Annotated in this window: 22 protein-coding genes; 9 read left to right on the forward strand and 13 right to left on the reverse strand. The window is 35.1% G+C overall.

Annotated features, from left to right (window positions below):
* Positions 1-99: 99 nt before the first annotated feature.
* The 4 genes from deoC to prfH all read left to right on the forward strand — a co-directional run bounded on the left by deoC (position 100) and on the right by prfH (position 3,662).
* Complete coding sequence (gene deoC, locus ABN217_RS11115; RefSeq protein ID WP_072069516.1) at positions 100-768, forward strand: deoxyribose-phosphate aldolase; 669 nt, start codon at positions 100-102, stop codon at positions 766-768.
* 56 nt (positions 769-824) lie between these two features.
* Positions 825-1,601 (forward strand): DeoR family transcriptional regulator, encoded by a 777-nt coding sequence (locus tag ABN217_RS11120; protein WP_115351181.1) that lies wholly within the window; start codon positions 825-827, stop codon positions 1,599-1,601.
* A gap of 313 nt (positions 1,602-1,914) precedes the next feature.
* Positions 1,915-3,051, forward strand: coding sequence for an RNA ligase RtcB family protein (locus ABN217_RS11125; RefSeq protein ID WP_349459404.1), 1,137 nt, complete (start codon positions 1,915-1,917; stop codon positions 3,049-3,051).
* The gene (gene prfH / locus ABN217_RS11130) at positions 3,051-3,662 is read left to right on the forward strand and encodes a peptide chain release factor H (protein ID WP_349459405.1); all 612 of its coding nucleotides are present in this window, start codon (positions 3,051-3,053) and stop codon (positions 3,660-3,662) included. The genes ABN217_RS11125 and prfH overlap by 1 nt, the downstream gene beginning before the upstream one ends.
* 222 nt (positions 3,663-3,884) lie before the next feature.
* Here the strand turns inward: prfH and ABN217_RS11135 are convergent, their stop codons facing one another.
* From ABN217_RS11135 to dpaL, 4 genes are all read right to left on the reverse strand, one after another.
* Positions 3,885-5,159, reverse strand: coding sequence for an MFS transporter (locus tag ABN217_RS11135; RefSeq protein ID WP_166540349.1), 1,275 nt, complete (start codon positions 5,157-5,159; stop codon positions 3,885-3,887).
* Positions 5,160-5,254: 95 nt separating this feature from the next.
* Entirely contained in the window at positions 5,255-6,841 is a 1,587-nt protein-coding gene (locus tag ABN217_RS11140) for an N-acyl-D-amino-acid deacylase family protein (protein ID WP_072069521.1), read from the reverse strand.
* 73 nt (positions 6,842-6,914) lie between these two features.
* On the reverse strand, positions 6,915-8,099 hold the full coding sequence (locus tag ABN217_RS11145; RefSeq protein ID WP_196554315.1) for a YgeY family selenium metabolism-linked hydrolase: 1,185 nt from the start codon (positions 8,097-8,099) through the stop codon (positions 6,915-6,917).
* Positions 8,100-8,130: 31 nt separating this feature from the next.
* The gene (gene dpaL, locus ABN217_RS11150) at positions 8,131-9,348 is read right to left on the reverse strand and encodes a diaminopropionate ammonia-lyase (RefSeq protein WP_115351184.1); all 1,218 of its coding nucleotides are present in this window, start codon (positions 9,346-9,348) and stop codon (positions 8,131-8,133) included.
* A 364-nt stretch (positions 9,349-9,712) separates the two neighbouring features.
* On the opposite strand from dpaL, the gene ABN217_RS11155 reads away from it, so the two are divergent.
* From ABN217_RS11155 to ABN217_RS11175, 5 genes are all read left to right on the forward strand, one after another.
* On the forward strand, positions 9,713-11,515 hold the full coding sequence (locus ABN217_RS11155; protein ID WP_197269617.1) for a sigma-54 interaction domain-containing protein: 1,803 nt from the start codon (positions 9,713-9,715) through the stop codon (positions 11,513-11,515).
* Between the two features lie 637 nt (positions 11,516-12,152).
* Positions 12,153-12,725, forward strand: coding sequence for a fimbrial protein (locus ABN217_RS11160; protein ID WP_196554313.1), 573 nt, complete (start codon positions 12,153-12,155; stop codon positions 12,723-12,725).
* A 58-nt stretch (positions 12,726-12,783) separates the two neighbouring features.
* The gene (locus ABN217_RS11165) at positions 12,784-13,464 is read left to right on the forward strand and encodes a fimbrial biogenesis chaperone (RefSeq protein ID WP_349439535.1); all 681 of its coding nucleotides are present in this window, start codon (positions 12,784-12,786) and stop codon (positions 13,462-13,464) included.
* Between the two features lie 18 nt (positions 13,465-13,482).
* Positions 13,483-15,993, forward strand: coding sequence for a fimbria/pilus outer membrane usher protein (locus tag ABN217_RS11170; protein ID WP_349459406.1), 2,511 nt, complete (start codon positions 13,483-13,485; stop codon positions 15,991-15,993).
* Positions 15,994-16,002: 9 nt separating this feature from the next.
* Complete coding sequence (locus ABN217_RS11175; RefSeq protein ID WP_072069527.1) at positions 16,003-17,064, forward strand: fimbrial protein; 1,062 nt, start codon at positions 16,003-16,005, stop codon at positions 17,062-17,064.
* An 88-nt stretch (positions 17,065-17,152) separates the two neighbouring features.
* Here ABN217_RS11175 and ABN217_RS11180 read toward each other — a convergent pair whose 3' ends face one another.
* From ABN217_RS11180 to ABN217_RS11220, 9 genes are all read right to left on the reverse strand, one after another.
* Positions 17,153-18,253: an MrpH family fimbial adhesin gene (locus tag ABN217_RS11180; protein ID WP_196554311.1), complete on the reverse strand. Its 1,101-nt coding sequence runs from the start codon at positions 18,251-18,253 to the stop codon at positions 17,153-17,155.
* Positions 18,254-18,261: 8 nt separating this feature from the next.
* On the reverse strand, positions 18,262-18,777 hold the full coding sequence (locus ABN217_RS11185) for a fimbrial protein (RefSeq protein WP_196554310.1): 516 nt from the start codon (positions 18,775-18,777) through the stop codon (positions 18,262-18,264).
* A gap of 9 nt (positions 18,778-18,786) precedes the next feature.
* The gene (locus tag ABN217_RS11190; protein WP_072069530.1) at positions 18,787-19,314 is read right to left on the reverse strand and encodes a fimbrial protein; all 528 of its coding nucleotides are present in this window, start codon (positions 19,312-19,314) and stop codon (positions 18,787-18,789) included.
* Positions 19,307-19,795, reverse strand: coding sequence for a hypothetical protein (locus ABN217_RS11195; RefSeq protein WP_196554309.1), 489 nt, complete (start codon positions 19,793-19,795; stop codon positions 19,307-19,309). Before ABN217_RS11195 ends, ABN217_RS11190 begins: the two co-directional genes overlap by 8 nt.
* Positions 19,796-19,810: 15 nt before the next feature.
* A complete protein-coding gene (locus ABN217_RS11200; RefSeq protein ID WP_196554308.1) occupies positions 19,811-20,545 on the reverse strand; it encodes a fimbria/pilus periplasmic chaperone in 735 nt (244 codons plus the stop codon).
* 21 nt (positions 20,546-20,566) lie between these two features.
* Positions 20,567-23,071 carry a fimbria/pilus outer membrane usher protein gene (locus ABN217_RS11205; RefSeq protein ID WP_419775797.1) on the reverse strand — a complete coding sequence of 835 codons (2,505 nt, stop codon included), beginning with the start codon at positions 23,069-23,071 and terminating at the stop codon, positions 20,567-20,569.
* A 38-nt stretch (positions 23,072-23,109) separates the two neighbouring features.
* The gene (locus tag ABN217_RS11210) at positions 23,110-23,697 is read right to left on the reverse strand and encodes a fimbrial protein (RefSeq protein WP_072069534.1); all 588 of its coding nucleotides are present in this window, start codon (positions 23,695-23,697) and stop codon (positions 23,110-23,112) included.
* A 58-nt stretch (positions 23,698-23,755) separates the two neighbouring features.
* A complete protein-coding gene (locus ABN217_RS11215) occupies positions 23,756-24,310 on the reverse strand; it encodes a fimbrial protein (protein WP_072069535.1) in 555 nt (184 codons plus the stop codon).
* Positions 24,311-26,314: 2,004 nt separating this feature from the next.
* Positions 26,315-26,761, reverse strand: coding sequence for a hypothetical protein (locus ABN217_RS11220; RefSeq protein WP_349459408.1), 447 nt, complete (start codon positions 26,759-26,761; stop codon positions 26,315-26,317).
* Positions 26,762-26,892 lie beyond the last annotated feature (131 nt).

The following is a 26,892-nucleotide window of genomic DNA, read 5'->3' on the forward strand; positions in this document are numbered from 1 at the left end:
TAAATATCATTTGTGGTTGTTATCTCGTTAAAACGGCACTAATATGTTGCCAAAGTAACATGAGTGATAAATAACAATCTTCTTATTAAGGAATATACAATGCGTCCATTAGCTAATTATATCGATCATACCCTTCTTGCTGCAGATACAACTGAAGCACAAATCAAGAAATTGTGTGCTGAAGCAGCTGAACACGGTTTCTTCTCTGTTTGTATTAACACTTCTTACATCCCTTTAGCAAGAACTTGCCTTGAAGGAAGTGATGTAAAAGTATGTTGTGTTATCGACTTCCCATTTGGTGCTGGTTTAACTGCAACAAAAGCATTCGAAGCCGCTGAAGCTATCCGCCAAGGCGCACAAGAAGTCGATATGGTTATTAACATTGGCATGTTAAAAAGCGGTCGTTTAGACTTCGTAAAACAAGATATCGAGGCCGTAAAAGCGGCTTGTGGTAACACAACACTGAAAGTTATTTTAGAAACTTGCTTATTAACTGACGACGAAGTACGTTTAGTGTGTGAAATGTGTCGTGAGATCCGCGTTGATTTTGTGAAAACATCAACAGGATACAGTACAATGGGCGCTACAGAACATCATGTTGCATTAATGCGTAAAACAGTGGGTGACGAAGTGGGCGTAAAAGCGTCTGGTGGTGTTCGCGATCGCCAAACAGCATTAAACATGATCAAAGCAGGTGCAACTCGTATTGGTGCTAGCGCAAGTGTCGCTATCGCAACAGATTCAGATGCACCTGAATCAAACTACTAAATAGTTTAGCGTATATTTTCTTGGAGTACGCTATTCAATAACACAAGGATCCTTCGGTGATAGAGACCAAACAGCACGAACGTTTGCGCCGCCTCAGTGAATGTATAAAACGCTCAGGTCGCATACATCTTAAAGACGCCGCGAGGATCCTTGAAGTTTCTGAAATGACGATTAGACGCGATCTTAGTTCTGACGCTGAAAATCCATTTCCAATGTCATTATTGGGTGGCTATATTGTTGCATTAGCCCAACCTCATTCTGGATTAATTTCAACATCATCCGATATTATTACACCAGATCAAACGGAAGAACTTCATATCCCTAATCTTGCTGCCGGTATGGTCTCTGAGGGTGATGTCCTTTTTTTCGATAATGGGCAATTTATTCCTACACTGATTGAACTTATACCTGATAATCTGCACTTCACGGGGATCTGTTATTCTCATCGTGTATTTTTAGCATTAAGCCAGAAAAAAAATGCCACCGTCTTACTTTGTGGTGGTGAATATCGTTCTAAAAGTGATTCATTCTACAACCCTACCCAACCTTCTTATCTTGATAGCATTAATCCTAAAAAAGCCTTTATTGCAGCTGAAGGTGTCCATCTCGATTTTGGTGTTACCTGTTATAACATCGACGATCTTTATATGAAGAAAAAAGCGATGGATAAATCTATTCGTAAGATCTTACTTACCAAATACCACTATTTTGATGAAACAGCGACAGGCAATATGGGCGATTTAGCTCAGTTTGATGTTGTTATCACAGATAGAAAATTAACGGATGATTACGAAGATTATTGCCGAAAAAGCTCAGTAAAAGTGATTTATTAATTAAAAATAGAGTGCTAACTAAAATAGATAATAAAGAAAAGTTAGCCTTAAATTAAATAAATTATATTTATTCTCTTTTATAAAAATAAAGAAAACTCACGCCACTTTTTGATTGCCAAGGCAAAAAAAAGTGGTTACTATGCCCGCGATTTATTATTTCTCACCCATTTTAATTAACGCAAGGAGGTATCCCATGACAACTAAAAATATGAATACTCTTTGCGGACAATCTCAGAAGTAATCCTTTTTTCCTTCTTTTTGCTGTCCGCCAATCAATTTATTTTTTTATCCTTTACATTATATGGATTGGTATATGGACAAGTGTGTTCATTATTTATCTGATAGCGTTTGTTATATCGCATCAGATAATACTTGGATTGAAAGCAAAGCAATCCAACAATTAGAAACAACGGCTCAACTTCCTGATATGACTTATGTCGCAGGTATGCCAGATCTACATCCTGGTCGTGGTTATCCTATTGGTGCAGCCTTTTTTTCTGTTAATCGTTTTTATCCTGCCTTAGTCGGAAATGATATCGGCTGTGGTATGACACTCTTTCAAACTGAATTTAAAAACAACAAACTCAACTTAGATAAAGCAGAAAAACAGTTGAGTGAAATGAGTGATATCGCACCTTCAGAATGGTTAGAAACTCATCTATCGACTGAAATGCAAAACCACTCTTTTGCTGGCTCTTTAGGCTCTATTGGTGGTGGTAATCACTTTGCTGAATTCCAGCAAATTGACCAAGTGATTAATGAAACGCTTTTCGCTGAAAGTGGTATCAATAAAAAACAGTTATTGCTCTTAGTCCACAGTGGATCACGAGGTTTAGGACAATCTATCTTACGCTCTCACACAGAACAATTTGGTCATAAAGGGCTGGTTGCAAACACTGATGATGCAAATGAATATTTGCAAGCTCACAATAAAACACTTGATTATGCAAAACTAAATCGTCGCCTTATTGGTGAAAGAATGATGCGCCAAATTCATACTCAAGGTGAAGTCATTTCTGATGTTAATCATAATCTTGTAGAGCCTTGTGAATTACATGGTCAACAAGGTTGGTTACATCGTAAAGGTGCAACACCAGCACATCACGATATGGTCGTTATTCCGGGTTCACGCGGTGACTACAGTTATATTGTTAAGCCCATTGTGTCTGAATTAAGCCTTCATTCATTACCGCATGGTGCAGGCAGAAAATGGATGCGTACCGAGTGTAAAGGCCGTTTATCACACCGTTTTACACCCTTACAACTTTCACGAACTGCATTAGGTAGCCGTATTATTTGTGCCAATAAACAACTGATTTATGAAGAAGCACCACAATCTTATAAATCAATTGAAACTGTGATTGAAAGTATGGTGAGCATTGGGTTAATCGAAGTTATTGCACGTTTAAAACCTGTGATCACCTATAAAACAAGTGGGGAGATGGCGTAATGTTATTACAATTCACCTCCGCACAAGGCCCTGAAGAGTGCTGTTTAGCCGTTGAAAAAGCCTTAAATTACTTTTTGAAATCGACATTAAAACAACAAGTTAACGTAACCATACTTGAAAAAGAGCCTTCACGTTATGGCTTAAAATCTGCATTAGTGTCTCTTGAAGGCAATGATGCACAAACTATCGCCCAACAGTGGGCGGGTTCAGTACAATGGCAATGTGCAAGCATGTTACGACCACGGCATAAGCGTAAAAACTGGTTTATTGGTGTTGCTTGTTTTGAACAACCTGATGAAATTAATGACAAAGAAATTGTCTTTGAAACCATGCGTTCCAATGGCCCCGGTGGTCAGCATGTTAACAAAACAGAGTCTGCGGTCAGAGCAACACATATTGCCACCGGCATTAGTGTAAAAGTGCAATCAGAGCGTAGTCAGCACGCCAATAAAAAGCTCGCTAAGCAACTTATTGCATGGCATTTAGAGACTTATATGATGAAGCAACACGCCTCATTAAATAGCCAACGCCATATTGCTCATCATAGAGTTATCAGAGGTGATGCCACACTCTGTTTTAGTGGTAATGACTTTGTTCTTATAAGCAAATAATGTTATTAATCTAACAAAAGCAAAGCCACGATTTTTAATCGTGGCTTTTTTTAAGACAAAAATACCCTACAATAAGATTTTTTAAATTAAAAAATCAATAAAGCGTATAGTGAGTTTTAATAAATAAATCTTACAGTTAATACATTTATTTTATTTAATTAATCTTATTTCTTTTAATAACATCACATTTATTTAAATATAAATATTATGAATACTGATTAATTAAATTTCTGCGGGTGTATTTCGCATTTTAACAGTGAACGTCACAACAGCAGAGGCAACCAATGCAATTATCATAAACATAAATGCACTGTCATAACTGCCACCACTTGCTTTAATTAAGAAGCCCATAACCGGTGCGGAAACAACACCCGCCATTTGACCACCAAAGTTAACAATTCCCGAAGCACGGCCCATGATTTTATTTGGGATAGTATCCATCAAAATACCCCAGAACATTGCCATTGCGAAGAACATAAATAATGCTGAAATACACTGATAAACTACTGCCATATCAGCACTTTCAACGGTGTAGGTCATATATAAAAAGCCTGCTGCAATTACTGCGGTAACCATATACAACCATTTACGTTGTGATTTACATTTATCAGAAACATAACCGCCTAATAATGTCCCACCAGCACCAAATAAGAATGGAATAGCCGCCATTACCCCTGTTTTCGCCAAAGAGAATTCACGAACAGTAATTAAATAGCTTGGCAACCAAGTTGAAAATCCCCAAAAGGTGATATCAAACAGAAACCAAATAGCAGCCATTTGCCATAACACTGGCATTTTTAACACATCTTTAAAAGGGACGGCTTCAACAGGTTTATCCGTTAATGTACCATCTGCCGCTAATTCATCGAGATCTTGCTGAGTAATACTTGGGTGATCTTTTGGATTATCGCGAGTAAAGAAGTAGATACCTGCGGCAATTAATAAGCCCGGAATACCTAAAACAATAAATACCATATGCCAGCCAAAAGCACCGATAATACTGGCTGCAACAATTACGGCTAATGCAGGCCCTAAAGTATTTACGGTTGATTGAATGGCAGTAGCACGACCACGCTCTTTAGATGGGAAATAAGTTGAGATCATTTTCCAAGAAGCGGATGGAAAACAGCCTTCACCAATACCAAATAAGAATCGTACCGCTAACATTAACGGTAATGTAAACACCATCCCCGTTAAACTGGTAAATACTGACCACCAAGCGATCCCTATTGCCATAATTTTACGTGCACCAAAGCGGTCAGCTAAGAAACCTCCCGGTATTTGGAATGCGGCATAACCGACAAAGAAGGCACTAATGATTAAGCCTTGTTGAGTGGTATCAAGATTAAGATCACGCCCAATAAAAGGTAACGAAACACTCATCACCATTCTATCTAAGAATGAAAGTAACCATGCTAACCAAATCAAAGATAAAACGGTGTAACGAGCTTTCCATGTCTTCTTCTGTTGAAGGTCTGGAATAATATTTGAACTCATTTTCCTGTTCCTCAGGTAAGGGGAAACCATCACGGTTGAAGAACAACCGTGATAAACAGAGATAAGATTTAACGTTTAAGAGCGCTATTGTGTTGTTATGCTCTTAAAACATGACCGCTACAGGCGTAACTTTCGACTCCATTAATTAAAGCGATACGCCCATTGACCATCACCAAATCAATTCCTTCTGGATATTGGTTTGGTTCAACAAACGTGCCTTTATCAATAATGGTCTCAGGATCAAGCATCACAATATCTGCTGCATACCCTTCTTTAATCAAACCTCTGTCGGTTAATCTAAGGACTTCAGCAGGTTTACCTGTCATTTTGCGGATAGCTTGTTCCCAAGTGAGGCATTTTTCTTCTCTAACGTATTTACCTAAAACACGAGGGAATGCACCAAATACACGAGGATGAGGTTTTCCTGCGCCCATTAATCCATCAGTACAGACGTTTTGCTCAGGACGACATAAAAATTTGATAACGTGCTCTTCTGTACCATAAAAATCCACCATACCTACCGCATTTTCTTCTTCATATAGCAGGTCAAAGGTTGCGTTATAGGGATCTTTACCTCTCAATTTACCTAGCTCGACAAGACTAAGCCCAACAGCATCTTGGTTTTTTTCTGTTTTAGAACTAGTGACATAAATATTTTCTAATCCTGCGAAATCAATAAAGTTATCCCAACCTGGGATACCTTTTTCGATATCTTCAATCATCTTTTTACGCAGTTCAGGAGAGGCTAAACGTTCTAATAGTTTCTCTGTACCCCCTGCATGAACCCAAGGTGGTAAAATTACCCCAAGCATGGTACTGCCTGCCACATACGGATATTGGTCAAAAGAGATACGAATACCCTCTTTTTGGGCTTGCTCTAACATACCGAGCATTTCATCGATTAATCCCCAGTTTTTCTTACCGCATACTTTCATATGAGAAATATGCAACCAAACACCGGATGCTTTAGCGATATCAATAAGCTCTTGAGTAGACTGAATAATATCGTCAGCTTCACTACGTTGGTGAACAACAAAAATACCATTATGCTTCGCGGTAACCTTACAAAGCTCGATCATTTCGGCGGTATCGCCAAAGGCACAAGGCATATAAATCAATCCTGTTGATAAACCAAATGCCCCTGCTTTTAATTCACGCTCTAAGATCTCACACATTTTGGCGACATCTTCACGAGTAGAGGGATTACCTTCTAATCCCATTGCTTCCATTCTGATATTTCCATGAGGTACAAGGTAAGCGAGATTGGTTGCAGAGCCTCTGGCTTCCAACATCCCTAAGTAACCTTCGGTATTTTTAAAATGCCAATCAATACTGTCAGAATCTCCATCTAACCCCGCAATATTCTTACGCCATGCAGAAATATACTGCTCTGGCAATGGTGCTAACGCGACACCATCTTGCCCTAATAATTCCGTGGTGATCCCTTGACGGATCTTTGCCGATAATGCGGGATTAAGTAGAGCAGAAAGATCGGAGTGAGTATGCGTATCAATAAAGCCAGGACAGACTATCTTCCCTGTAGCATCAATTATTTGATCATTTGTTTTTGTCTCAAACTGACCGATTTTTATTATTTTTCCTTCATTAACCACGACATCAGCTTGAAATGCACTTGCCCCTGTTCCATCAATAACAGTGGCGTTTTTAAATATTGTTTTCATTCTGTTATTTCTCCAAAGAGCATCTGGCTATTTCGCCAGATACTCTTCTAGTAAGGATTTATTTGAGTAAGAATTAAAGGTGATAAAGGCTGTTCATAATGCTGTAATAACCGCGAGCAGCGCCTTTGAGTTGCTCAATCTCGATATATTCATCAATGGTATGTGCTAAATTTTCGCGAGATGGACCAAAACCAATCGTTTTAATACCCGCTTCACCCGCATAATGGCTACCGTTGGTACAGAAAGAGTATTGTGTGACCGTTGGTTTGAAACCAAATTCATGTAACCCTTTTAAAACACTTTGCACATAAGGGTCACTCTCTTCTAATACCCAACCAGGGAAGAAACGCTCACCTTCAATAGTCGCACCGGTGTAACATTTTTCAGTACCATAGGCATAAGAGACTTTGGCTTTAAAATCCGCATCTTGAGAAGCGAGTTCATCAATGGCTTTTTGCAGTGGTGCAAGCACGCCTTCTTTTGTTTCACCGACTAATAAACGGCGATCGTAAGTGGCTCGACAATACTCAGGTACAACAGAAGCTCCCGGATAAGGCGCTGATTTAATATCCGTCAGCTCTAAGATCCCTTTTCCTAATATCGGATGAACAGGTGGCGTTAATGCTCTGATCTTCTCGATCAGTTTTGCCATTTTATACACTGAGTTGATCCCAGCATCTGGGTTGGCGGAGTGCGCTGGCTTACCAAAGGTTTCAACAACAATTTCGGCACGGCCACGTTGCCCTATTTTCAGGTTTAATTCAGATGCTTCACCAATCACCACATAATCGGGTTTATATCGCTCTGAAACCAGTCTTGCCGCCACACCTTCAAAGCATTCTTCATGTACAATACAAGAGACATAAATACGGCCAGCAAAATTACGCTGATTATCTTGACCATAAAAACCAATTGCCGAAATCATCGCAGCCACAGCACCTTTCATATCACTAGTACCACGACCATAAATCTTGCCATCTTTTATTTCTGCACCATAAGGTTTTTCTTTCCAGTCTTGCTCACTCACTGGAACAGTATCGATATGACCATCAAAAATAAGGGTTTTCCCTGGGTGTTGGCCTATAATTCCACCAATAATATTGCCGTATTTATCAATATGAATATCGTCAAAATCATAGCTTTTCATCATCTCTTCTATGACTTTAACAACGTTACCTTCTTCACCCGAATAGCTTTTTTGTTGGATTAATAATTGGCAATTCTTAATAACTTCATCAAATCGGTTTGCTGATAACATACTTTTTCACTCCAAAAGACTTATTTGTTTTTTAAAATTGTTTGAAGCTAGGCAACTCACCATCCCACACGATATCGCGATAACGCTCAGGATCTGTGTCACCTTCAGTGCTTATCACAAGCACTCTTGCATTTTCATCTAATCCCAGCTCTTCTTTCACACTTTGATAAACCGGTGATTGCATTAAAATAGAGAGCAATCCTGTTGTCACAGCGCCAGATTCACCAGAAATGATGTGCGGATCACCGGGTAAAGGGTTCCCTAAAATCCGCATTCCCCTAGTCGCGACGGCATCAGGGCAAGAGAAAAATGCCGCTGAATAATCGCGTAACAAATTCCAACCAATACTATTCGCTTCACCACAAGCAAGCCCCGCCATAACGGTTTGTAAATCTCCGCCAACAGGAATGGCATCCGCTTTCCCTGATACGGCAGATTGATATAAACAGTCGGCAATACGTGCTTCTGCCACAATCACTTTAGGGGCTTGTTTGCCATAAGCTGCGGTTACCATGCCTTGCACCATACCCGCAAAAGAGCCCACGCCGGCTTGTACAAAAATATGCGTCGGTGGTACTTCATGTAATTGCGAAAGAGATTCCAGCATTAAAGTGCCATAGCCTTGCATGATCCATAAAGGGATCTCTTCATAGCCATCCCATGCAGTGTCTTGAACCACGATCCAGCCATATTTTTCAGCCATTTCCGCTGTCATTCTCACTGCATCGTCATAGTTCATATCAACGATTTCAGCGACTGCGCCTTCTCGTAAAATGGCATCTAAACGTTCTTGTGATGATCCTTTTGGCATATAGACCACCGCTTTTTGCTTTAACTGTCTTGCCATCCAAGCAACGCCACGTCCATGATTCCCGTCAGTGGTTGTCGCAAAAGTTACGCCATTTAACTTTTTCCTGATCTCATCACTGATCATTACCTCATAAGGTAATTCACTTATGTCCATTTCAAGAAAATCAGCGATATGGCGCGCCATCGCATAAGCACCACCTAACGCTTTAAACGCTTTTAAACCAAAACGGAAAGATTCATCTTTGAGATATAACTCACCAACCCCTAAAGTTTTAGCTAACTGGGGTAAATGAAATAACGGTGTAGGTGCGTATCCTGGAATAGTTCTGTGAAAATCTAACGCTTTGGCTAACTCGTCATAATGAAAAGGGGCAAGCTCAGCGGTTGGTTTTCGCGTAAATGAACTTTGGTTAATCAGGTACTGCAATTGCTCCTGCATGGAATTACCTCTTAATCACACTTTAAAATTCGCGATAACCCAATATCGCGATTAATCGGAATACATAGGGTTATCCCCTATATCGCAATATGTATGCCAACTCACTCAAAAAGCATCTAATAAAAATATAATTGATTGATTTTAAATATATTTATTGTTTTAGTGATTAAGGGGTAAAATTTCTGATACAGAAAAGCTGTGATCTAGACGGTTTTATTTAGTTGATAAATTATCAATAATAAGAAACTGTGTGAGCTTTATACAAAATAAAACTAACTAATTAATAAATAAGAATTAAATAAAACATCAAAAATAGATGATGATAATTTATTATCAATAATGATAATTTTAAGGTGAGAATGTGATGCACTCATTACTTAGTACACTGCAAGATGAAATCAGCAAATATACCGATGCCATTGCTGGGATCACTGGCACTGATGTTGAAATTATTGATAACAATTTAATTCGTATCGCAGGTACAGGACGTTACCGCTATATGCTCAATCAAGATGTCTCCAATAATGGGCATATTTATCGCCATGTGTTGCAAGTACAAAAGACTATTTTGATTGAAGATCCGAAAGAAAATAGCCTCTGCCAACTTTGTCAAAATCGCTTAACCTGCACTGAAGAGCTTGATCTTAATGCCCCTATTTTTCTGAATAACCAAGTTATTGGTGTAATTGGAATTATCTGTTCTAACCGAGAACAAAAGATGTTTTTGATGAAGCAAAAACAAGCTTTTATCACCTTTATCGAACAATTTTCAGAAATGATCTCAAGCCGTATTTTTGAATGCCTTGAAAGGCTTCGTGAACAAGAGCGATTTGGCACTTTTCGAAATTTAATTGATGTGATGGATAGAGGCGTAATTGCTATTGATAGCCAAGGTAAGATTTGGCATGCCAATCTTTCTGCTTTGCGTTTTTTTGATTGTGAGCTTATTGGTCAGTCTCTTGATATCGATATGACTGGCGATATCCTTTATGGCGATGAAGAAGCGTGGCTGATATTAAACCAGCAACGCTATCATGTTCTGTGTAAAAAAATCACCTTTTCATCAGTTGATAACGACCAACTTACCATGGTTATCTTTCATGATGCCCGTGATTATATGACGCAGGTAAATGCCCTTTCCGTTGATGAAAATCCCCACTCTCCTTTAATTGGTAATTCACAAAATATGCTTCACCTAAAAAGCATGCTAAGTAAAGTTGCCGTAAGCCATGCCAGTGTGCTTATCACAGGAGAAAGTGGCTCAGGTAAAGAAGTGGTTGCTTATACTATTCATCAACAAAGCCTACGCACAAAGCAGCCTTTTATTACTATTAACTGTGCTGCTATTCCTGAACAACTCTTAGAAAGCGAGCTTTTTGGTTATGTGCGTGGCGCTTTTAGTGGTGCTGATCCTAAAGGCCGTATTGGTAAATTTGAATTAGCTCATGGTGGTAGCCTATTTCTTGATGAAATTGGTGATATGCCTTTGCATTTACAAGCCAAACTTTTACGTGTACTCCAAGAAAAAAGTATTACCCGTGTTGGCTCTAATAATCTAATTAATATTGATGTGCGTATTATTGCCGCCACAAACAAAGATCTGCGTGAAATGGTAAATAAAGGGCAATTTCGTGAAGATTTATTTTATCGTCTCAATGTTGTTCCGATCCATACACCAGCATTACGTGATCACAGAGAAGATATTGCAGAGCTTGCACAATTCTTTGCTGATAATCTGGCTTTAACCTATCAAAGGCCTTCCACGAAGATCCCCAACGTTGTTATTAACTACTTATATTCCTATGATTGGCCCGGTAATATTCGCGAGTTACGCAATGTGATTGAATATATGTATGTTATGCAAGGGGATACCGTCGATTTAAATCTCAGCCACCTTCCGCCTTATCTGTTAGAGGCTTCTCATGGTGATATATTAGAAAAAGAAAATCTTAGTCGTATCTATACCAAAACTAACGCATCCCATGAACATCAAACTCAATCCTTAAACACACAAGAACTTCTCAAAACTAAAAGCTTAACATCAGAGTATCAAACCATTATGGGCATATTAGAAAAAACAGGAACAACATTGGAAGGAAAGAAGAAAGCAGCAAAGATCTTAGGAATAAGCATTGCCACTTTATATAGAAAAATGAAAATACGATAAAAATTATTTAAAATTAAATTTTAATTTAATCAAAAGATTTAAATAAAATTTAAAGTTTTAATAAGAATTATTCCCACTAATTATTCTATCTATATTATTAGAAACTCTTCTTTTAATGACTACCTTTTATAAAGTATTGTTACCATGATATTTTAATCTTAATGCCATTTGTAACAAAATATATTTTCCATAAAGTAAATTTGAACTATCTCCCTTTCTTCCTTTCACTACATGAAAAATCAACCATATGAAAAATAAGCATAAATAATTTTATTTTCATTATCTTATTAATGTTTTTTCTAAATCACATAAGAAAACTTTGTAACACTGTACATAAGACATTATTAAATAAACTACATAGAATCCACCTGTACAGAAATTGAAGTCATTTTCTATATTCAGAATTAGTATTAATTATAAAAAGCAAAGTAATAAGAGTTGATTGTGAATTTTATGATTAATACTAAAAGCTATTGTATCTAAGATTATATTTCTATTAGAACTATCTTTTTTAATTTCTTATATCTATTGGTTCTTTTAGTTAACTTATGAGCAATAAGGATAAGCGGATCTTAGAGTAAATAGCACTTAATATGATTTATTAAATACTATTTATATCAATCACTAGGGGTCAACAATGTCTATTTTAACAAAAAAATTACTTCCAATGGCTTTCGTTATTTCAGCAATAACGGCAAGTACAACAGTTTCTGCTGAAGAGCAAACAGGTCAAATTTCTTTCACTGGTTTAATTTATGCATCAACTTGTACCATTGATATTAATGGCACCGGTTCTGATGGTAACGTTAATATGGGGCGTTATGCTACCAGTGAATTTGACGGTACAGGTAGCGAAGTAGGAGGAACTGGCGGTAATGGTAAATTAGATATCTCTTTAATTAATTGCCCACCTCAAGGTAAAGTTAAATTAAAACTAGAGGGTAAAACAGATAGTAGCTCTAACCAAATTTTGGCATTAGATAATCCTAATGATACTAACACCGCAAAAAATGTCGGTATTCATATTTATGATCATGATGATTTAGATGTTCCTTACAATATTAATTTTGCTGAAGAATATGACATTAAAGATAATGGAGATCTTAAATCTAAAACATTATCTTTTATTGCCAAATATGTCAGCACTGATAATGACGTTGAAGCAGGTCGTGCTGATGCAACATTAAATTATACTCTGACTTATCAATAATAAATAAATGCAGGTTAATTATTATATTAACCTGCATATCTTAAAGAGGTACTTTTTGATGATATTTAAAAAAATGCTATTAGGACTAGGCTTAATATTTAGCTCAATCACATCTAGCTTTGCTGGATTTGGTTTAGAAACAACCCGTGTTGTTTATAATGAAAGTAATAATAATGAAGGATTTGTTGCATTTAATAGCGATAAAAATACTAATTATTTATTACAATCTTGGGTCGAAGATCTTAATGGGAAACTTACCCAAGATTTTGTTATTACACCACCATTAATTAAATTAATAGCTCAACAAAAAAACACATTACAAGTGACTAAAAATACAATCTTACCTAATGATATTGAATCTATGTATTGGATAAATGTTAAATTTGTCGCACCAAGTAATGAGAACTTAGAGAATGTACTTCGCTATTCTATGACCAATAGAATTAAATTAATTTATAGACCTCAATCTCTTAAAAATGCCAATATTGAAAAAGAAATCAAAACGTTAAATTGGAATATAAAAAATGAAAACCTCGTAGTATCAAATAAATCACCTTATTTTATCAATATTGGGAAGCTAATAATCGATGGTAAAGAGATTGAAAATATACCTAGTTTTCTTTTACCAAAATCAGAAACAACAATTAATGTAGGTAAAACACTTCCGAGCAATAAGAAAATAGAATTATTTTATATCGATGATTTTGGAAAAAGTCTTCCAGTGGAATTCTCATTATAATAAGAGACGTTATTCAATATGAAAAAGACAATGGATAATTATTTAAATAAATCGCCACTCCATTTATTTATTGTTGGTGTTTTATTCGCTTCTTTTAATACATCTGCAAACGATTATTATCCTGCTAATCTATTAAATATTGAAGGAAGTACACAGCAAGTTACCAATGAAGATCTTAATGTCTTTAGAGAGAATAATATTGCTCCAGATAGTTATACTGTAACACTTTTTGTGAATGACAATCGCATATTAACTCGTGAATTTGATTTCATTCTGATGGAAGATGAGGATGGTAATAAAATATTAGCACCTCGCCTTTCCGCTGAAGAATGGTATAACGCAGGTATTGATCTCCCTCATGATGTGATTAATAAAAACAAAAATAATGATTTTATTAATCTCAACGATATTAACAATACCAGTGGTTATCTTGATCTAAATAGAAAAAAATATATTTTAACAATACCACAGTTATATGTTAACGAAGATAGACTAAAAGAAAATGAAATAAAAAATTGGGATTCAGGTATTCCTGCATTATTAGTTAACTATGCCTTATCTTCATTCAATAGCCGTAGTCATGGTAATACAACAGACAGTTATTATGGCAATATTCAAACCCAAGTTAACTTAGGACCTTGGCGCTTTAATAACTATTCAACCTGGACAAAGAATGAGAATGGCGATAAAAAATGGAATACGCTAAGTAATGTGATTTCTAGAGCAATCACCAGTATTAATAGTGAATTAATGATTGGTGATCTTTATTCTTCTTCACAACTATTTGATTCAGTAAAATTTAGAGGCATTAAATTAGTCACTGATAGATTAATGACACCAACACAAAATAGAACTTATGCACCGAGTGTTTCTGGTATTGCCAATTCAGAATCTATAGTGACTATTACCCAAAATGGCCAAGTCATTTATAAACGCAGTGTACCTGCCGGGCCTTTTAATATCACTGATTATTATCCGATGAACAGTGGGGGAGATTTACATGTTAGCGTTACTGAAGCCGATGGCTCTGAAAAAAATTTCATAGTCCCCTTTTCTTCTATTGCCAATCTTGAACGAAAAGGTGAAATAAAATATAGCTTTTCAACCGGTAAATATGACGGTAACAATAGCGGTGATGGCGCCTATGTTGTTCAAACTGAGGCTTTCTATGGTTTAACTGACTACGTTACTCTTTATGGCGGCGTGCTTGTTGGTGAAAAATATCAATCTGTTGGTATCGGAACTGGGCTCAATTTAGGTAGCTATGGTGCAATAACCTCTGATTTACTATACGCAAAATCTTCCACTAATCATGGTAATGACGCATTACATGGTAATGCCATTAGAGTAAATTATTCTAAAAATATATCAGTTACAGATACAACACTTTCATTAGTCGGCTATCGTCATTTTGATGCCAACTTTCTTAATTTTACGCAAGCAATGGAACACAAGGATACAAAATATAATCCTAATAATGGATTAAAAAATGAATATACATTCTCCATTAACCAGCCTTTATTTTCTAATAATGCATCAATTAATTTAAACTCTGTTATTTATAAGTATGTCGATGGCAAAACTGTTCACTCTTATAATACAGGTATTAATAGCTCTATTAATAAAGTTAGCTATAGTATTTATTATACTTATTATGATGGTAGTCGTTATAACGATAAGAATAAAAATAGTCATGATTTAAGTATGAATATTAGTATTCCATTCTCATGGAATGAAAACTACATTTGGGCTAATTATGGTATTTCGACTAATAATGATAGCCAAGTATTACAAACCGCACGTCTAAGCGGAACCTATGGTGATAAAAACCAAGCCAATTGGGATGTTTACCAAGGATATGGCAATAAAGGTGTTAATTATAGTGGTGGTTTAAACGGCTCTTATAAAGCACCAAACGCTGTCGTTAATGCAGGATATTCATATACAGAAGATAAACAAAATATTAACTACGGTATTAGTGGAGCATTAATAGCAACACAATATGGAGCGGTATTTACGCCTTCATTACAACAAACAAACGCATTAATATTGACCAAGGATACCTCTGGTATAGAAGTGATTAATGGTCAATCTATTAAAACCAATAATAGTGGGTTAGCGGTTGTTTCTGGCATGTCTCCTTACCAAAAAAATAGCATTAGCGTTAATACCAATTCAATACCTAGTAACACTGAAATCTCGAACAATATTATTAGTAATATTATTCCGACCAAAGGTGCATTAGTGTTGGCTGATTTTGATGCCAAAAAAGGATTTAAATTCCTACTAACATTACAGACACCGGATAAAAGTACCATTCCAATGGGCGCTAAAGCCGTGATTGATAATGATGATACACAATTAGTAGCAAGCTTCCATCAACTCTATTTTGTTGCCAATAAACCACAAGGCAACATTCAAGTTTCATGGACTATTCACGGTGAGCAGAAAATCTGTCATGCAACTTATGACATTAATAACAAAGCGCCAGTTAATGGTTTATATATTTTAGATACTGAGTGTAAATAAGGAAATAAAATGACTAACTTAAAAAATAAGATGAATAAATTATTATTTCTAATTTTTATCCTTAGTTTATCTTCTCTCTCTTTTTACAGCCATGCGGCACCAGATTGTGTTAATAACGGGGGTATTAAACATGGCACGATGGATGCGAGAGGTGGCACAATTGAACTAAAAGGAATGGTCAAAAAAAATCAAGAAGTAGCCCGTTTTACATTTAAACGTGATGGCTCTGATGTTGCTGTTGCGGATTGTCCTGATGGTGCTGAGTTTTATGCTTATGCAACATATAGCGAGGCAAGTGGTGTAATGCCAACGTATTATATGGATATTGATGGTAGACCAGCTTATTACGTTGTTCGAAATGCCCCTATAGTCGGCTTAGATGATTATGCTTATGTTCTAATCGAAAACCAGTCTGGTCTTGCATTTAGAAGCCAACCAGGGCAAGAAGTCCCCGTTAATGCACCCAAGCTTAATACTAGAGACGCGACGGTAATTGTTTACGCCACTAAAGATAACCCTAAATCACAGCGTTTTACGACTCAATATATTGGCTCTATATTAATTAATCGGTTTAATTCAGGTGGTGGTACGACAGCCGTTGGCTTTAGTTACCGTTTATCGGTAAATATTATCAGCGCTCCCACATCATGCAGTGCAGAAAATACTAACCTTGAAATGAATCTCCCTAAAATGCCAATTACTGCATTTTCTAGCCTTGGTTTTCCACGCGATAATCAATATGCTGAAGATAATCTTAGAATAAATTGTACTGGTAATGCTTCCGCTAAAATTAAATTGATGGCACATAATACGACAAGTTATGACGGGCAAAAAACAATTATAAAGCCAGATAATGAAGGTGACGGTAATAATGCCAAAGGTGTAGGCTTTGTGGTTTCAGCCCCTCTAAATGATGATACAGTATTAATTAATAATCAGTTTGTGAAACTGGCTGATTTAACCAGTGGGATCAATAATGTTCCATTAAAAACTGAATATTATCGTTATGGTGATGAGGTAAAACCCGGCAAGCTTAGTGCCTCTGCAAACTTTGTATTGGAGTTTAATTAAAAAGTCTTTGATAATTAAATAATCCACAATCTTTAAAAGAAAAAAACGCTATTCATTTTAATAGCGTTTTTTAATCAATAAGAAAGAATTAAGGATAAGCAGCTATTAATACGGCTGTACCACTATAATTACCCCCACTAGCATTTGTTCCTTTTAAAATACTTTCTATTTGGATCTGCTTATATTGCCCCACTCTAGAAGTAAATTTCTGTCCTCGATGACCAGTCTCAGCATCAATCATTTCAATTTTGCTATAGATAGTACTATTTGTGCCATCGACTTTTAAAGGTAAACGCTGTTGAGGATCACCATCTTTGGTATAAAACAGTTCAAATTCAACGGGGGTTGGAACAACGTGATCACAAGAGAAATTAATTGGTCTAACAACTCGGCTTTCATACTTTTCAGCATTTAATACACCGTGATTAATAATTAGACTTCCACCTACATCAGTTCGACATTCTGCTGGGGAAATAATAGTACCACCAATTAAACGCATAGGTGCCGTTACGCTAGATACTGGCATCATTTGTGGTAACTTAGCCATCGTTTGAGCTAATGGGAATGTACTGTATGCACGAGAATATCCCGCAAATTCAGAAGAAGGAATAACCGTGATCCCATCTAGGTTTCTCTTTTTTACATAAACAGATACTTCAAATGGAAATTGATAAACAAAGCTTTTCATAGTAGCAGTACCACTACCTGTTTGGCATATACTAGCTTTATAATTTATCCAATTATCCACCATTCCTTTATTTGAATAAATAGTCACAAAAGTATTAAAACTTAATTGATAGAGAGGTAATCCATTAATTGTTGCAGCACCCGGTGCACGAGGAATATAAGTAAAAATCCTATGAAAACCTTCTCTCTTAACCGGTTTTACACTAGCATCCTCTTGATAAAAAGCCCCCGTACAATTAACTCGTCCTGATGGGCGTAATCCCTTATCACTGATAACATAAGTCTCACCGACTTTATAATAATAAACACCATCAGTACCAACAGTAGGTATATTGGATATTTTCGCATTCCGACTTAAGTCAATAATATATCCATCTTGAGAACTTTGTGCCGTGCTTGTATATATTTTAGCAGGTGCCGCTACTGCATTGTTTGTTAACAATAGTCCCGTTACAAAAATAGTGTAAGAAATTTTATTTAGCACTATTAAAAAACTCTTCATATCAACCTCTAATTATAATCAACTAATAACGAGACATTAGCTGTAAAAGGTCCCATTTTAAGCTGTGAGCCAGCTTGATTTGATACCAACTGAGTACTTAGTGAAATTTTTCCTGAATTACTACTACTAAGGATCGGTGTAATACGTTCATAACGCTGAACATTAATTTTACGTTTACCACTGGTAATATCAGAAAATTCAATACCTAATTGAGCTGTTGTTGTAGCTAATACATCAGTACCATTATAAGAAAAATAACCATTATCTTTAGGAGAAAGATATAAGTTCATCATTTTATTTAAGTTACAATCTTTAATTAATACATCAAAGGTTTTAGGTGGTGTTTTTACTATTGCATTAACATCTACATTTTGAAAATCAACAAATAGCTCTTTCGCGCCTTTAGCATCCGTCACTGTACATGCCGGATTAATTAAGGTCGCATTAACTGTAATATAAATTTCAGCAGATGAAATAGGTACATATAATAAGCTAATAGTTAGCGCTAGTATTATTTTTTTCATTATCGCCTCCTATTGATAATCAATATTAAATGTAATTGTCGATGAAAATGCACCCTCTTTTAAATCCCCAGTGACAGGTGGGCGTGCATAAACCTTAAAATTCAATAAATTTTGTTCATTTTGACCTGTCACCAAAACACGAGCCATATCAATTTTTTCATTAAATTTAATGACTGTATCGTTATTATCCAGTAGACCTAATAAAACATTAGAGCCACCTTCTGTTTTTAAATAGCTAATACCTTTATCTGTTACAAGAGTATTGCTATTTAATTTTATTGAAATTGTTTTATTTAAATCACTCACATAACAATCAATAATGGGTATAGAAAAATCGACAGGTTGAGAACGGCCATATTCATAAAGATATTTGCTACTAATTTTATTAAGCTGAACCTCTAAGTTATAAGGTGATTCAGGGAGCTTACACCCTGTAGAAACTAGATTTCCCATAAAAGAAATATCTAATGAACCACCCGCATAGCTATAAGTAGAAAGGCTACATAATGGCAATAGTAGATAAATCAACTTATTCATAATATATCTCCATCAGATAGCTATGAGCACCTAATTCTCGCGCTTCAAATTGCAATGCATTTTTACCATTTTGTAATGAAAATTTATGCTTTGATAAAACACGATCATATTCAATAAAAGATAAATTAATCGGTGTCGGTGCTGTCATATTTTTAACAGTCTGTGGAGCAAAAGAATTACCCATACCACATTCAGATAAATTCGCTGTAATTAAAAAAGCGTCATAACTTAGAAATTTATTTTTTGGACGATAAGTTTTTATTTTGTAGTCAATAAATTCACAGGGCGAACTGACAAGATTTGCAGTGACATAAATATAGCCACTGCTTTTATTGTTATATGCACTTTCTATCGTCTCAGTAGAATTTAATAAAGGTTTTGTTTCAATAGTAATTATTTTGGCATAGGCATAACTCCCAGATAATAAAATTATCATAGATAAACAGCTATTTTTTAGATAACGAAATTTCCGGGAATTCATATTCTATTCCTTATGTTACATTTCTTTTGCTACTGTGCATTTAGCTTGATCACACTTAAATTGCAGCGTCGGTTTTCCGCCATAATCATTAATAATGGTCATATAGGGAACATTTGTTTTAGGTACAGCAACTTCATAATCTGATTTAGGTGGGATCATCACAACACTAAAGGCGCCTGTTTCAGATGCTTTTTGTGTTGAAGCCAATCCAATCACAGTTAAATAAAAAGGTGTCACGTTATTCACGGTATACCCTTTCGCGGATGGTGTTAATGTCACATTATGGAACCACATGCTGTCTGCTTGTGACAGAATTTCTGCAGGACGATAGAACAGTTTTACTCTACTTTGTAATGCAATTTGTAAAACATTCGCTTCTTCAGATTTAGGCGGAACTTCACGTAAGTTATAGTAAAAAACAGTCTCTCTATCTTTTGGTAATGATGCGATAGAAGGTGTCGTACTAATTTGTACAATACTTGATGATTTAGGATCTAGACGCTGGATTGGTGGCGTCGCAATTAATGGCCCTGTTGTTAATTTTTTTTCATTAGCATCATCAATCCACGTTTGTGCTAAATAAGGAAGTGTTGGATTATCATTACGAATAGTAATGTTAATCGATTTTTCAGTTCCAGGAAAAATCACTCTCGTTCTATCTAGTGTTACTGCACTTTGAGCAACACTAGAGATCCCCATTAATGAGATAAAAAGAGTGGAAATGACAGTTTTATTAAATTCTTTTTTCATTTACGGTTAACCTTATTAGTATCACTTACATGGCATTAATAGCATCTGTGTTTTTGGATCAATGGTTTCAGGTAAATTAATGGTGCAACGCTTTTCATTTCCCCAGAAGACGCCCAGTTCTTCATTTTCAGCAACACCCACTACCCAAGCTATACCTTCGTCTCCAACAATACCTAATTCCACATTATCTTTATTACGAATACTTGCCCCAAATGGTGGGTGTTTACCATCACTCATATTAACTGTGGCAAATAACTTATAACCTTTAATTACTTTCATTTGGCGATAACCAATTGCACCTCTTGTTAAAGTGACATCTGTCATCGTATCAATAGCGTCATAGTTATCCGGTAATGCACTTACATCAATCGCTGCTGATGAACTACGGAAACTAGTAACACTTGGTATAACTGCTAATCCAAATGCGTTTGTTTTTACTGATTCACCTTCAATTGGAACACCCGCTATTCCCGGAGTTTCAATAAGTAAGCGTGTATCCCCATAAGCAGGTTGATGAAGCACAAGGCCATGAGATGTTCCTGTTAAACCACCAGAAAGTGTTCCGCTTAAACTTTTATATTGACTAGGTACATAACTTGCACTTGCAGCAAGGTTTGCAAGACTCATATCTTTACTGACATAACCACTAAATGAAGATTCTGAATCCACTTCTTTTCCATGTGTTAAGCCTGCATTCATACTGTAGCTTAAACCTTCATCATATCCACTATAGCCCACGTTATGGTTGTAACGTCCTTTTCCATCTGTTTTTGTATATTGTTCAGAGAAAGTCAGGTTGCCACCTTGATCGAAAGGCACTGATACATACAAACTTAACGTATCATCATTCACACCTTCACGCTGAGAGCGAAAAGCTGAGAGTGTTAAGTTAATATCGCGGATCTTCACTTTAGATAAAGAGAATCGCGTATTTGCATAAATACCATATTGCGTTTGAGAACGACTATTCCAGAAAGTATTATGTTGATAATTAAGTGATAATGAGAAATTATCAAAATATTTATTTAAATAAATTTGGTAACTTTCTTTTGGAGAATAAGCATCCTGCCCAGTTCTTCGCTCTTCCATAGCTTGGCTTAAGGTGCGATAGTCTTCATCCGTAAAACGATAACCAGCAAAGGTAATATTGGTTTTTACTTCATCAAATGATTTCGAGTAGTTCACACGATATGAACGACCTTGTTTATCACTCTCTGATAATTTGGCAAATGATTGGTTGATATCAAAAGAGAGCGCACCAAACATAGAAAGGTCACGCCCAACACCAACGGCAACAGATTGGTAGTGTTGAGATAATTGGCTACCACCATATAAGCTCCATGCATTACTCACACCATAGGAAATTTCACCGCCAATTGCTGTATCACCCGTTAATCTATGATCTTCATAACGTGATTTACCCCCCACCAATTTATAGCGGATTTGCCCAGGACGAGTTAAGTAAGGCAGTGTTGCAGTAGAAATAGTAAATTTACGCTCTTCACCATTATCTTCACGAATAGTGACATCTAATTGCCCTTGGATAGAGCTATCCAAAGTCTGAATTCTAAATGGTCCAGGTGGAACCGTTGTTTCTAAAATAATACGATCTTGGCTTTTAACAATAATGGTTGCATTCGTTTTTGCTACACCAACAATTTCTGGCGCATAGCCCACCAACTTAGGTGGTAACATACGATCGTCACTTTCTAAGGTGATACCCGTGTATTGCCAAGCATCAAATAATTGTGAATAAAAATAGTTTTCACCAACAGTTAATGTCGCAGCCAACGCTTTAATAGAACGATAAGCATAGAAACGATTGAAATCAAAATTATGTGATTCATGTTTATCACTGCTATTTCCGCCGTTTTCTTTCTGGTAACTCATACTATAGTCACTACGAAAACGCCAAACGCCCATATTAAAGCCACTGGTACCATTCATAGATGCATAAACAGATTTAGAACCTGAATTATATTTAGCACCGCTGAGTGATAACGTGTAATCAATAAATGCACCTACAATACCTTCCTCCCAACGCGAAGGAGGTACCCATGAAGGATCTGAATATTGTAACCACGTTTGTGGAACCGTTAATTTAAGCGCGAGTGCGGGCAAATCAAATGTTAAATTTGTCCCCGTTAATGGGGATAAATCTAAACATTGACCATCATGATGTGTTAGAACTTTTTTTTCTGCTTCTTCTGTTAATCCTAATTTTTCAAGATTATTACTAGGCACACAGACAGTATTAAATATATTTTCTGAAGATGCTGTTTTTTCAATTGGATAAACAGAGACTTTTTGACTAGGGCCGATCCTTTCACCATTACTAAAAATAGTAAGATGGTAATCCCCTGGCATAATATAGCCAGCACTATTAAATTGGCTGATATCAATATTTGCAGCATCGGAAGCATCAAGAATATCTGTATTAAATTCGACAGAATAAGCGTAGAAGCACGGTGACATTGTGAGTAATAAAACTACTTTTGCCATATTTTTTGAAATTAGCATATTCATTCACCGTGATAATGTGATCAAAAAAATAAATTTATTATCTATTTATAATCGATTGAAAAATACACAAATGCAGAGTGCTTTCCTGCTTCTATTATTTGATTAGTAAAAGCAAGTTCAATTTGATAATTTAATATAGGTTCTCTTTTTGCATCTTTAGTATGATATATAAGATGATCAATATAATAAGGCTTATTAGGGGTAATTATATTCTCATCTTCATCTAAAATATAAAAACCTAGTCCATTAGAGCTTCCAGACATCGAAAATATAGAATCATTATTAGCTTCTAATCCATTAAATTGAATATTTAATGCTTTCTTATCTGTATCACTATATTGACTAACACAACTCGATAATCTTATATAAAATTTCTTTCTTAAATTTTCTCTCTTTACTTTATTATCAATGGCAGATAACGATATATCTCCAAATTGGATGTATTGATAACGATCTTCCATTTCAATAGAGCAAGGCGATGCTATAATTGAGCCAACTAATGATGCATTGCCTTTGAGAACTTTAGGTTTTACCACGTCATCAAAAGCAAAAGAGACTGATGATACAAAAAATAGTACTCCCATCGTATTTAAAATAGTCAGATACTTATTTTTATTAAATTTCATCATCTCATTACCATTATTTAAATATGTATAGGGGAAAATCCCCTATACATATATTGGTGCATTATTCGTATGAAATACGGAAGTCAGCGATAGCAGAAAATTCGCCTTCTTTAACTTCTTTAGATGCATCAACAGCTTTAGCTAAAGCAGTGAACTCAAGTACGTTAGTACCTTGTTTGTTACGCATTTTAGCTAAGATATCAGTAGCTTCACCAAATTTGTAAGTATCGATAGCGATACCAACGTTGTTAGCTTTAGTTCTGTCAGTTGCTAACAGTGTATTTGTTGCATCTGCATATGAACGTCCGTCAAATTGGATTTTCATAGTTTTAACAGGTAACCAGTCGCCATTTTCATCTTTTTTGAATTTGTCGAAGTTACACTGTTCTAATTTAATAGTGAATGCTCTTTCTCTTTCATTACCTTGCTCTAAGAACACACGAGAAATTTCACCAAATTTAACTGTTTGATTTAGACTTTCGTCAGCGATGTTACATGGAGAATCAACAACTGAACCAACGAAGTTAACTACGCCATTATTATCAGCAATAGAACCGAAAGATGCTAAAGATAATGCAACTGCAGCGCCAACGATGCTTAATTTCTTAAATGTCATTATGTATACCTCAAAAGTAAGTTAATATCTGACTAGCGTCATTTTTTAAAATAGTAGAGCTTATCTTTATTAGATTAAGATATTTAAAAAACCTTGATCTAATTACCTAGATATTATTAATGGAATAATTAATTTATATTTTCTAATTACTCCACCAAATTTCGTTACGCACATACTATAACTTGAAATATTTCTTTTCAATTTGTAAAAAAACTTAAGGTTAAATAAAAAATAGTAATTATTTTTAATGAAATATAGGGATAAAAGATCAAAAAACATCAAAAAACGATCAATAACAAGTGTAATAAACTAAAAAGCAAATTAGGATAATCCGCATATGAGCAGAAGATTAATTTATTGATACTCGCATTGTGATTAAAAATAATATTATTTACCATAAATTAAGACTATTCTTGGTCATTGATATTCAATAAGAAACATCAAAATTACACGTAAAACACGTAAAAAATACACATATTTAATTTTATTAACAATCTTGAAACAAAAGTGGAGAAAAATATGGAATGAATATATATCAATAATCACATTTAATATTACTAATCCAGATAACTTTTTAAATCAAAAAAACAACAATAGAATTATTGTCTAATAAATTCTATTATTAAGTCCTTATTTACCCATCTAAAACAGAACGCCAACATAATTGTATGGTTATATTTTCACACACAAATAAATTAAGTATTATTACCTAATTATTTAAATCTCTTCTTTCAGAGAAGAAACTTTCGTTTGTTAAAAACAAGTAGCAAAAAAAACATTTTACTCACAATCAATATTGAGATACTTAACTCAACTTAATATATTAAATCTCACTTAAATTAATCTATTAGTTATTAAATAAAGTTAATTATCGTAATGTTATACTTGTAAATACTAAAAATAGAATATCTGATAACTACTTATTATTAGAATAATCATGTAACTATTTTTTATATTTTGGATAAATAATAATATCTATATTTCCTTCATAAACATTTATTATCTTAATTCGATATACATTAAACAATGATAGAAAGAAAAGTGAATTTATTCTCTTTAGTAAGCTTTTCATAATCACTGATAGGTTTGCACTATTCACTAACTGAGTAGTAGGAACTGGCTAGTTATATTATAAGTAGAGTTCTAATCAATTAAGCTTCACTGTGTTACATTGCATACAATCGTTATCACATACTGTTATAATTGTGTCGCAATATCACGTATCCATGCCTTTAATGGGCTCGACAGCTATGCCTGATCACTTCTTATTGGTCGCGCATTGATCACAGAGAAGCTTATCGAATGCATTAAATTCTTTTTCTGTTCTTCTTTAACTTGATGCTATTGAGTATACATTGGAAGCTCGAAAAGCAGGTAACATACTAATATGTCAGGGATTCCAGACATAAAAAAAGACGCTTTTAGCGTCTGATTTTTGGTGCGAAGGCCGGACTCGCAAAACAAGACTAACAACATGAAATTTAAATAATATATTTTTAGTGTTTATTTTTATACCCGTAAATGTACCCATATTAAAAACATTGCATTGATAGATATAAAAATTAGGACAATATTTGGTTTATACTTTATCAGCCTAAAACATGCTAATAAGTCGAAACCATGAAAACGATAAACGAGCTCAGAAAAGAAGCATTAAAATTTCGAGAACTACTTAACAACTGTGATAAATCAAATACGGAACTCGTAATAGATTGTTTTCCTATTATGAGCTGTAAGCTTTCCTCGATGCTTGTAGCATACCATTTTAAAAAAAATGGAGATTCGTTATAATCAACTACATACCCTAAAATTATTTAATCGCTTTCAATATTCAAAGTAGCACTCATCAATAATATAAAATAGGTGATACCAAGGAGTATATTTGCTAAATAATAGTTTTAACACTAAATAGTATCATTTAGTTGAATGAATAGTAGCCATTCCATTAACACCCCTAGATTTTTTGAATGAAGAATAAGGATTGAATATACTTCTTATTATCTGCTAGGACGTTAACCTAAGTTGCAAAAAAAGCTTCATTAATTCTACATATTCAGAAGATCTCTGCTCAATCTCATTTTTATCAGCTTCTGACAACCCATGTAGATAACCATTCCTAAGTTGTCTGGCACTCTTGCTCCCTCTATTTCCAGTCCCCCCCTTATAAATTAAATCTAAAGACTCATATTTAAAATATAAGTTAAAATGTTCCAAAGCATTTCTTAAAGTACCTATATTTAATGCACTTTTATTATTTAAATTTTTATCTTTTTGATAAAAAGATTGCAATTTTGCAGCAAAAACTTCACAACGAAGATAAAAGTCAATAAATTCACCAACCTTTCCTTGGCATGAAAAACCAGGGGCTGCTTTAACTACACTCTCTAATCCTAAATTTCTTCGAGCAGATAATACTGAGTTCTGTCGATGACTTCTTTCTCTATTAATCATAAATACCCATAGTTAGCTAAAACCTTCGAGAGTACATATCACATATCACATATCACATATCAAAAGTCCCACTTTTTCGAATTATATCTTACTTCTTTAAGCATTTATGTGACTAAATTTACAATGATTAA

This window comes from Proteus sp. fly-1067, from assembly GCF_040139345.1.
Lineage (GTDB): Bacteria > Pseudomonadota > Gammaproteobacteria > Enterobacterales > Enterobacteriaceae > Proteus > Proteus vulgaris_B.

Excerpts from the sequence above, each read along its gene's own strand:
- ABN217_RS11210 (WP_072069534.1), bottom strand. The coding sequence starts at position 23,697 with ATGATGAAATTTAATAAAAATAAGTATCTGACTATTTTAAATACGATG.
- ABN217_RS11190 (WP_072069530.1), bottom strand. The coding sequence starts at position 19,314 with ATGAATAAGTTGATTTATCTACTATTGCCATTATGTAGCCTTTCTACT.
- ABN217_RS11135 (WP_166540349.1), bottom strand. The coding sequence starts at position 5,159 with ATGAGTTCAAATATTATTCCAGACCTTCAACAGAAGAAGACATGGAAA.
- ABN217_RS11155 (WP_197269617.1), top strand. The coding sequence starts at position 9,713 with ATGCACTCATTACTTAGTACACTGCAAGATGAAATCAGCAAATATACC.
- prfH (WP_349459405.1), top strand. The coding sequence starts at position 3,051 with ATGTTATTACAATTCACCTCCGCACAAGGCCCTGAAGAGTGCTGTTTA.
- ABN217_RS11165 (WP_349439535.1), top strand. The coding sequence starts at position 12,784 with ATGATATTTAAAAAAATGCTATTAGGACTAGGCTTAATATTTAGCTCA.
- ABN217_RS11215 (WP_072069535.1), bottom strand. The coding sequence starts at position 24,310 with ATGACATTTAAGAAATTAAGCATCGTTGGCGCTGCAGTTGCATTATCT.
- ABN217_RS11125 (WP_349459404.1), top strand. The coding sequence starts at position 1,915 with ATGGACAAGTGTGTTCATTATTTATCTGATAGCGTTTGTTATATCGCA.
- ABN217_RS11175 (WP_072069527.1), top strand. The coding sequence starts at position 16,003 with ATGACTAACTTAAAAAATAAGATGAATAAATTATTATTTCTAATTTTT.
- ABN217_RS11145 (WP_196554315.1), bottom strand. The coding sequence starts at position 8,099 with ATGTTATCAGCAAACCGATTTGATGAAGTTATTAAGAATTGCCAATTA.
- ABN217_RS11160 (WP_196554313.1), top strand. The coding sequence starts at position 12,153 with ATGTCTATTTTAACAAAAAAATTACTTCCAATGGCTTTCGTTATTTCA.
- ABN217_RS11220 (WP_349459408.1), bottom strand. The coding sequence starts at position 26,761 with ATGATTAATAGAGAAAGAAGTCATCGACAGAACTCAGTATTATCTGCT.
- ABN217_RS11140 (WP_072069521.1), bottom strand. The coding sequence starts at position 6,841 with ATGAAAACAATATTTAAAAACGCCACTGTTATTGATGGAACAGGGGCA.
- ABN217_RS11185 (WP_196554310.1), bottom strand. The coding sequence starts at position 18,777 with ATGAAAAAAATAATACTAGCGCTAACTATTAGCTTATTATATGTACCT.
- ABN217_RS11180 (WP_196554311.1), bottom strand. The coding sequence starts at position 18,253 with ATGAAGAGTTTTTTAATAGTGCTAAATAAAATTTCTTACACTATTTTT.
- dpaL (WP_115351184.1), bottom strand. The coding sequence starts at position 9,348 with ATGCAGGAGCAATTGCAGTACCTGATTAACCAAAGTTCATTTACGCGA.
- ABN217_RS11170 (WP_349459406.1), top strand. The coding sequence starts at position 13,483 with ATGAAAAAGACAATGGATAATTATTTAAATAAATCGCCACTCCATTTA.
- ABN217_RS11205 (WP_419775797.1), bottom strand. The coding sequence starts at position 23,071 with ATGAATATGCTAATTTCAAAAAATATGGCAAAAGTAGTTTTATTACTC.
- deoC (WP_072069516.1), top strand. The coding sequence starts at position 100 with ATGCGTCCATTAGCTAATTATATCGATCATACCCTTCTTGCTGCAGAT.
- ABN217_RS11195 (WP_196554309.1), bottom strand. The coding sequence starts at position 19,795 with ATGAATTCCCGGAAATTTCGTTATCTAAAAAATAGCTGTTTATCTATG.
- ABN217_RS11200 (WP_196554308.1), bottom strand. The coding sequence starts at position 20,545 with ATGAAAAAAGAATTTAATAAAACTGTCATTTCCACTCTTTTTATCTCA.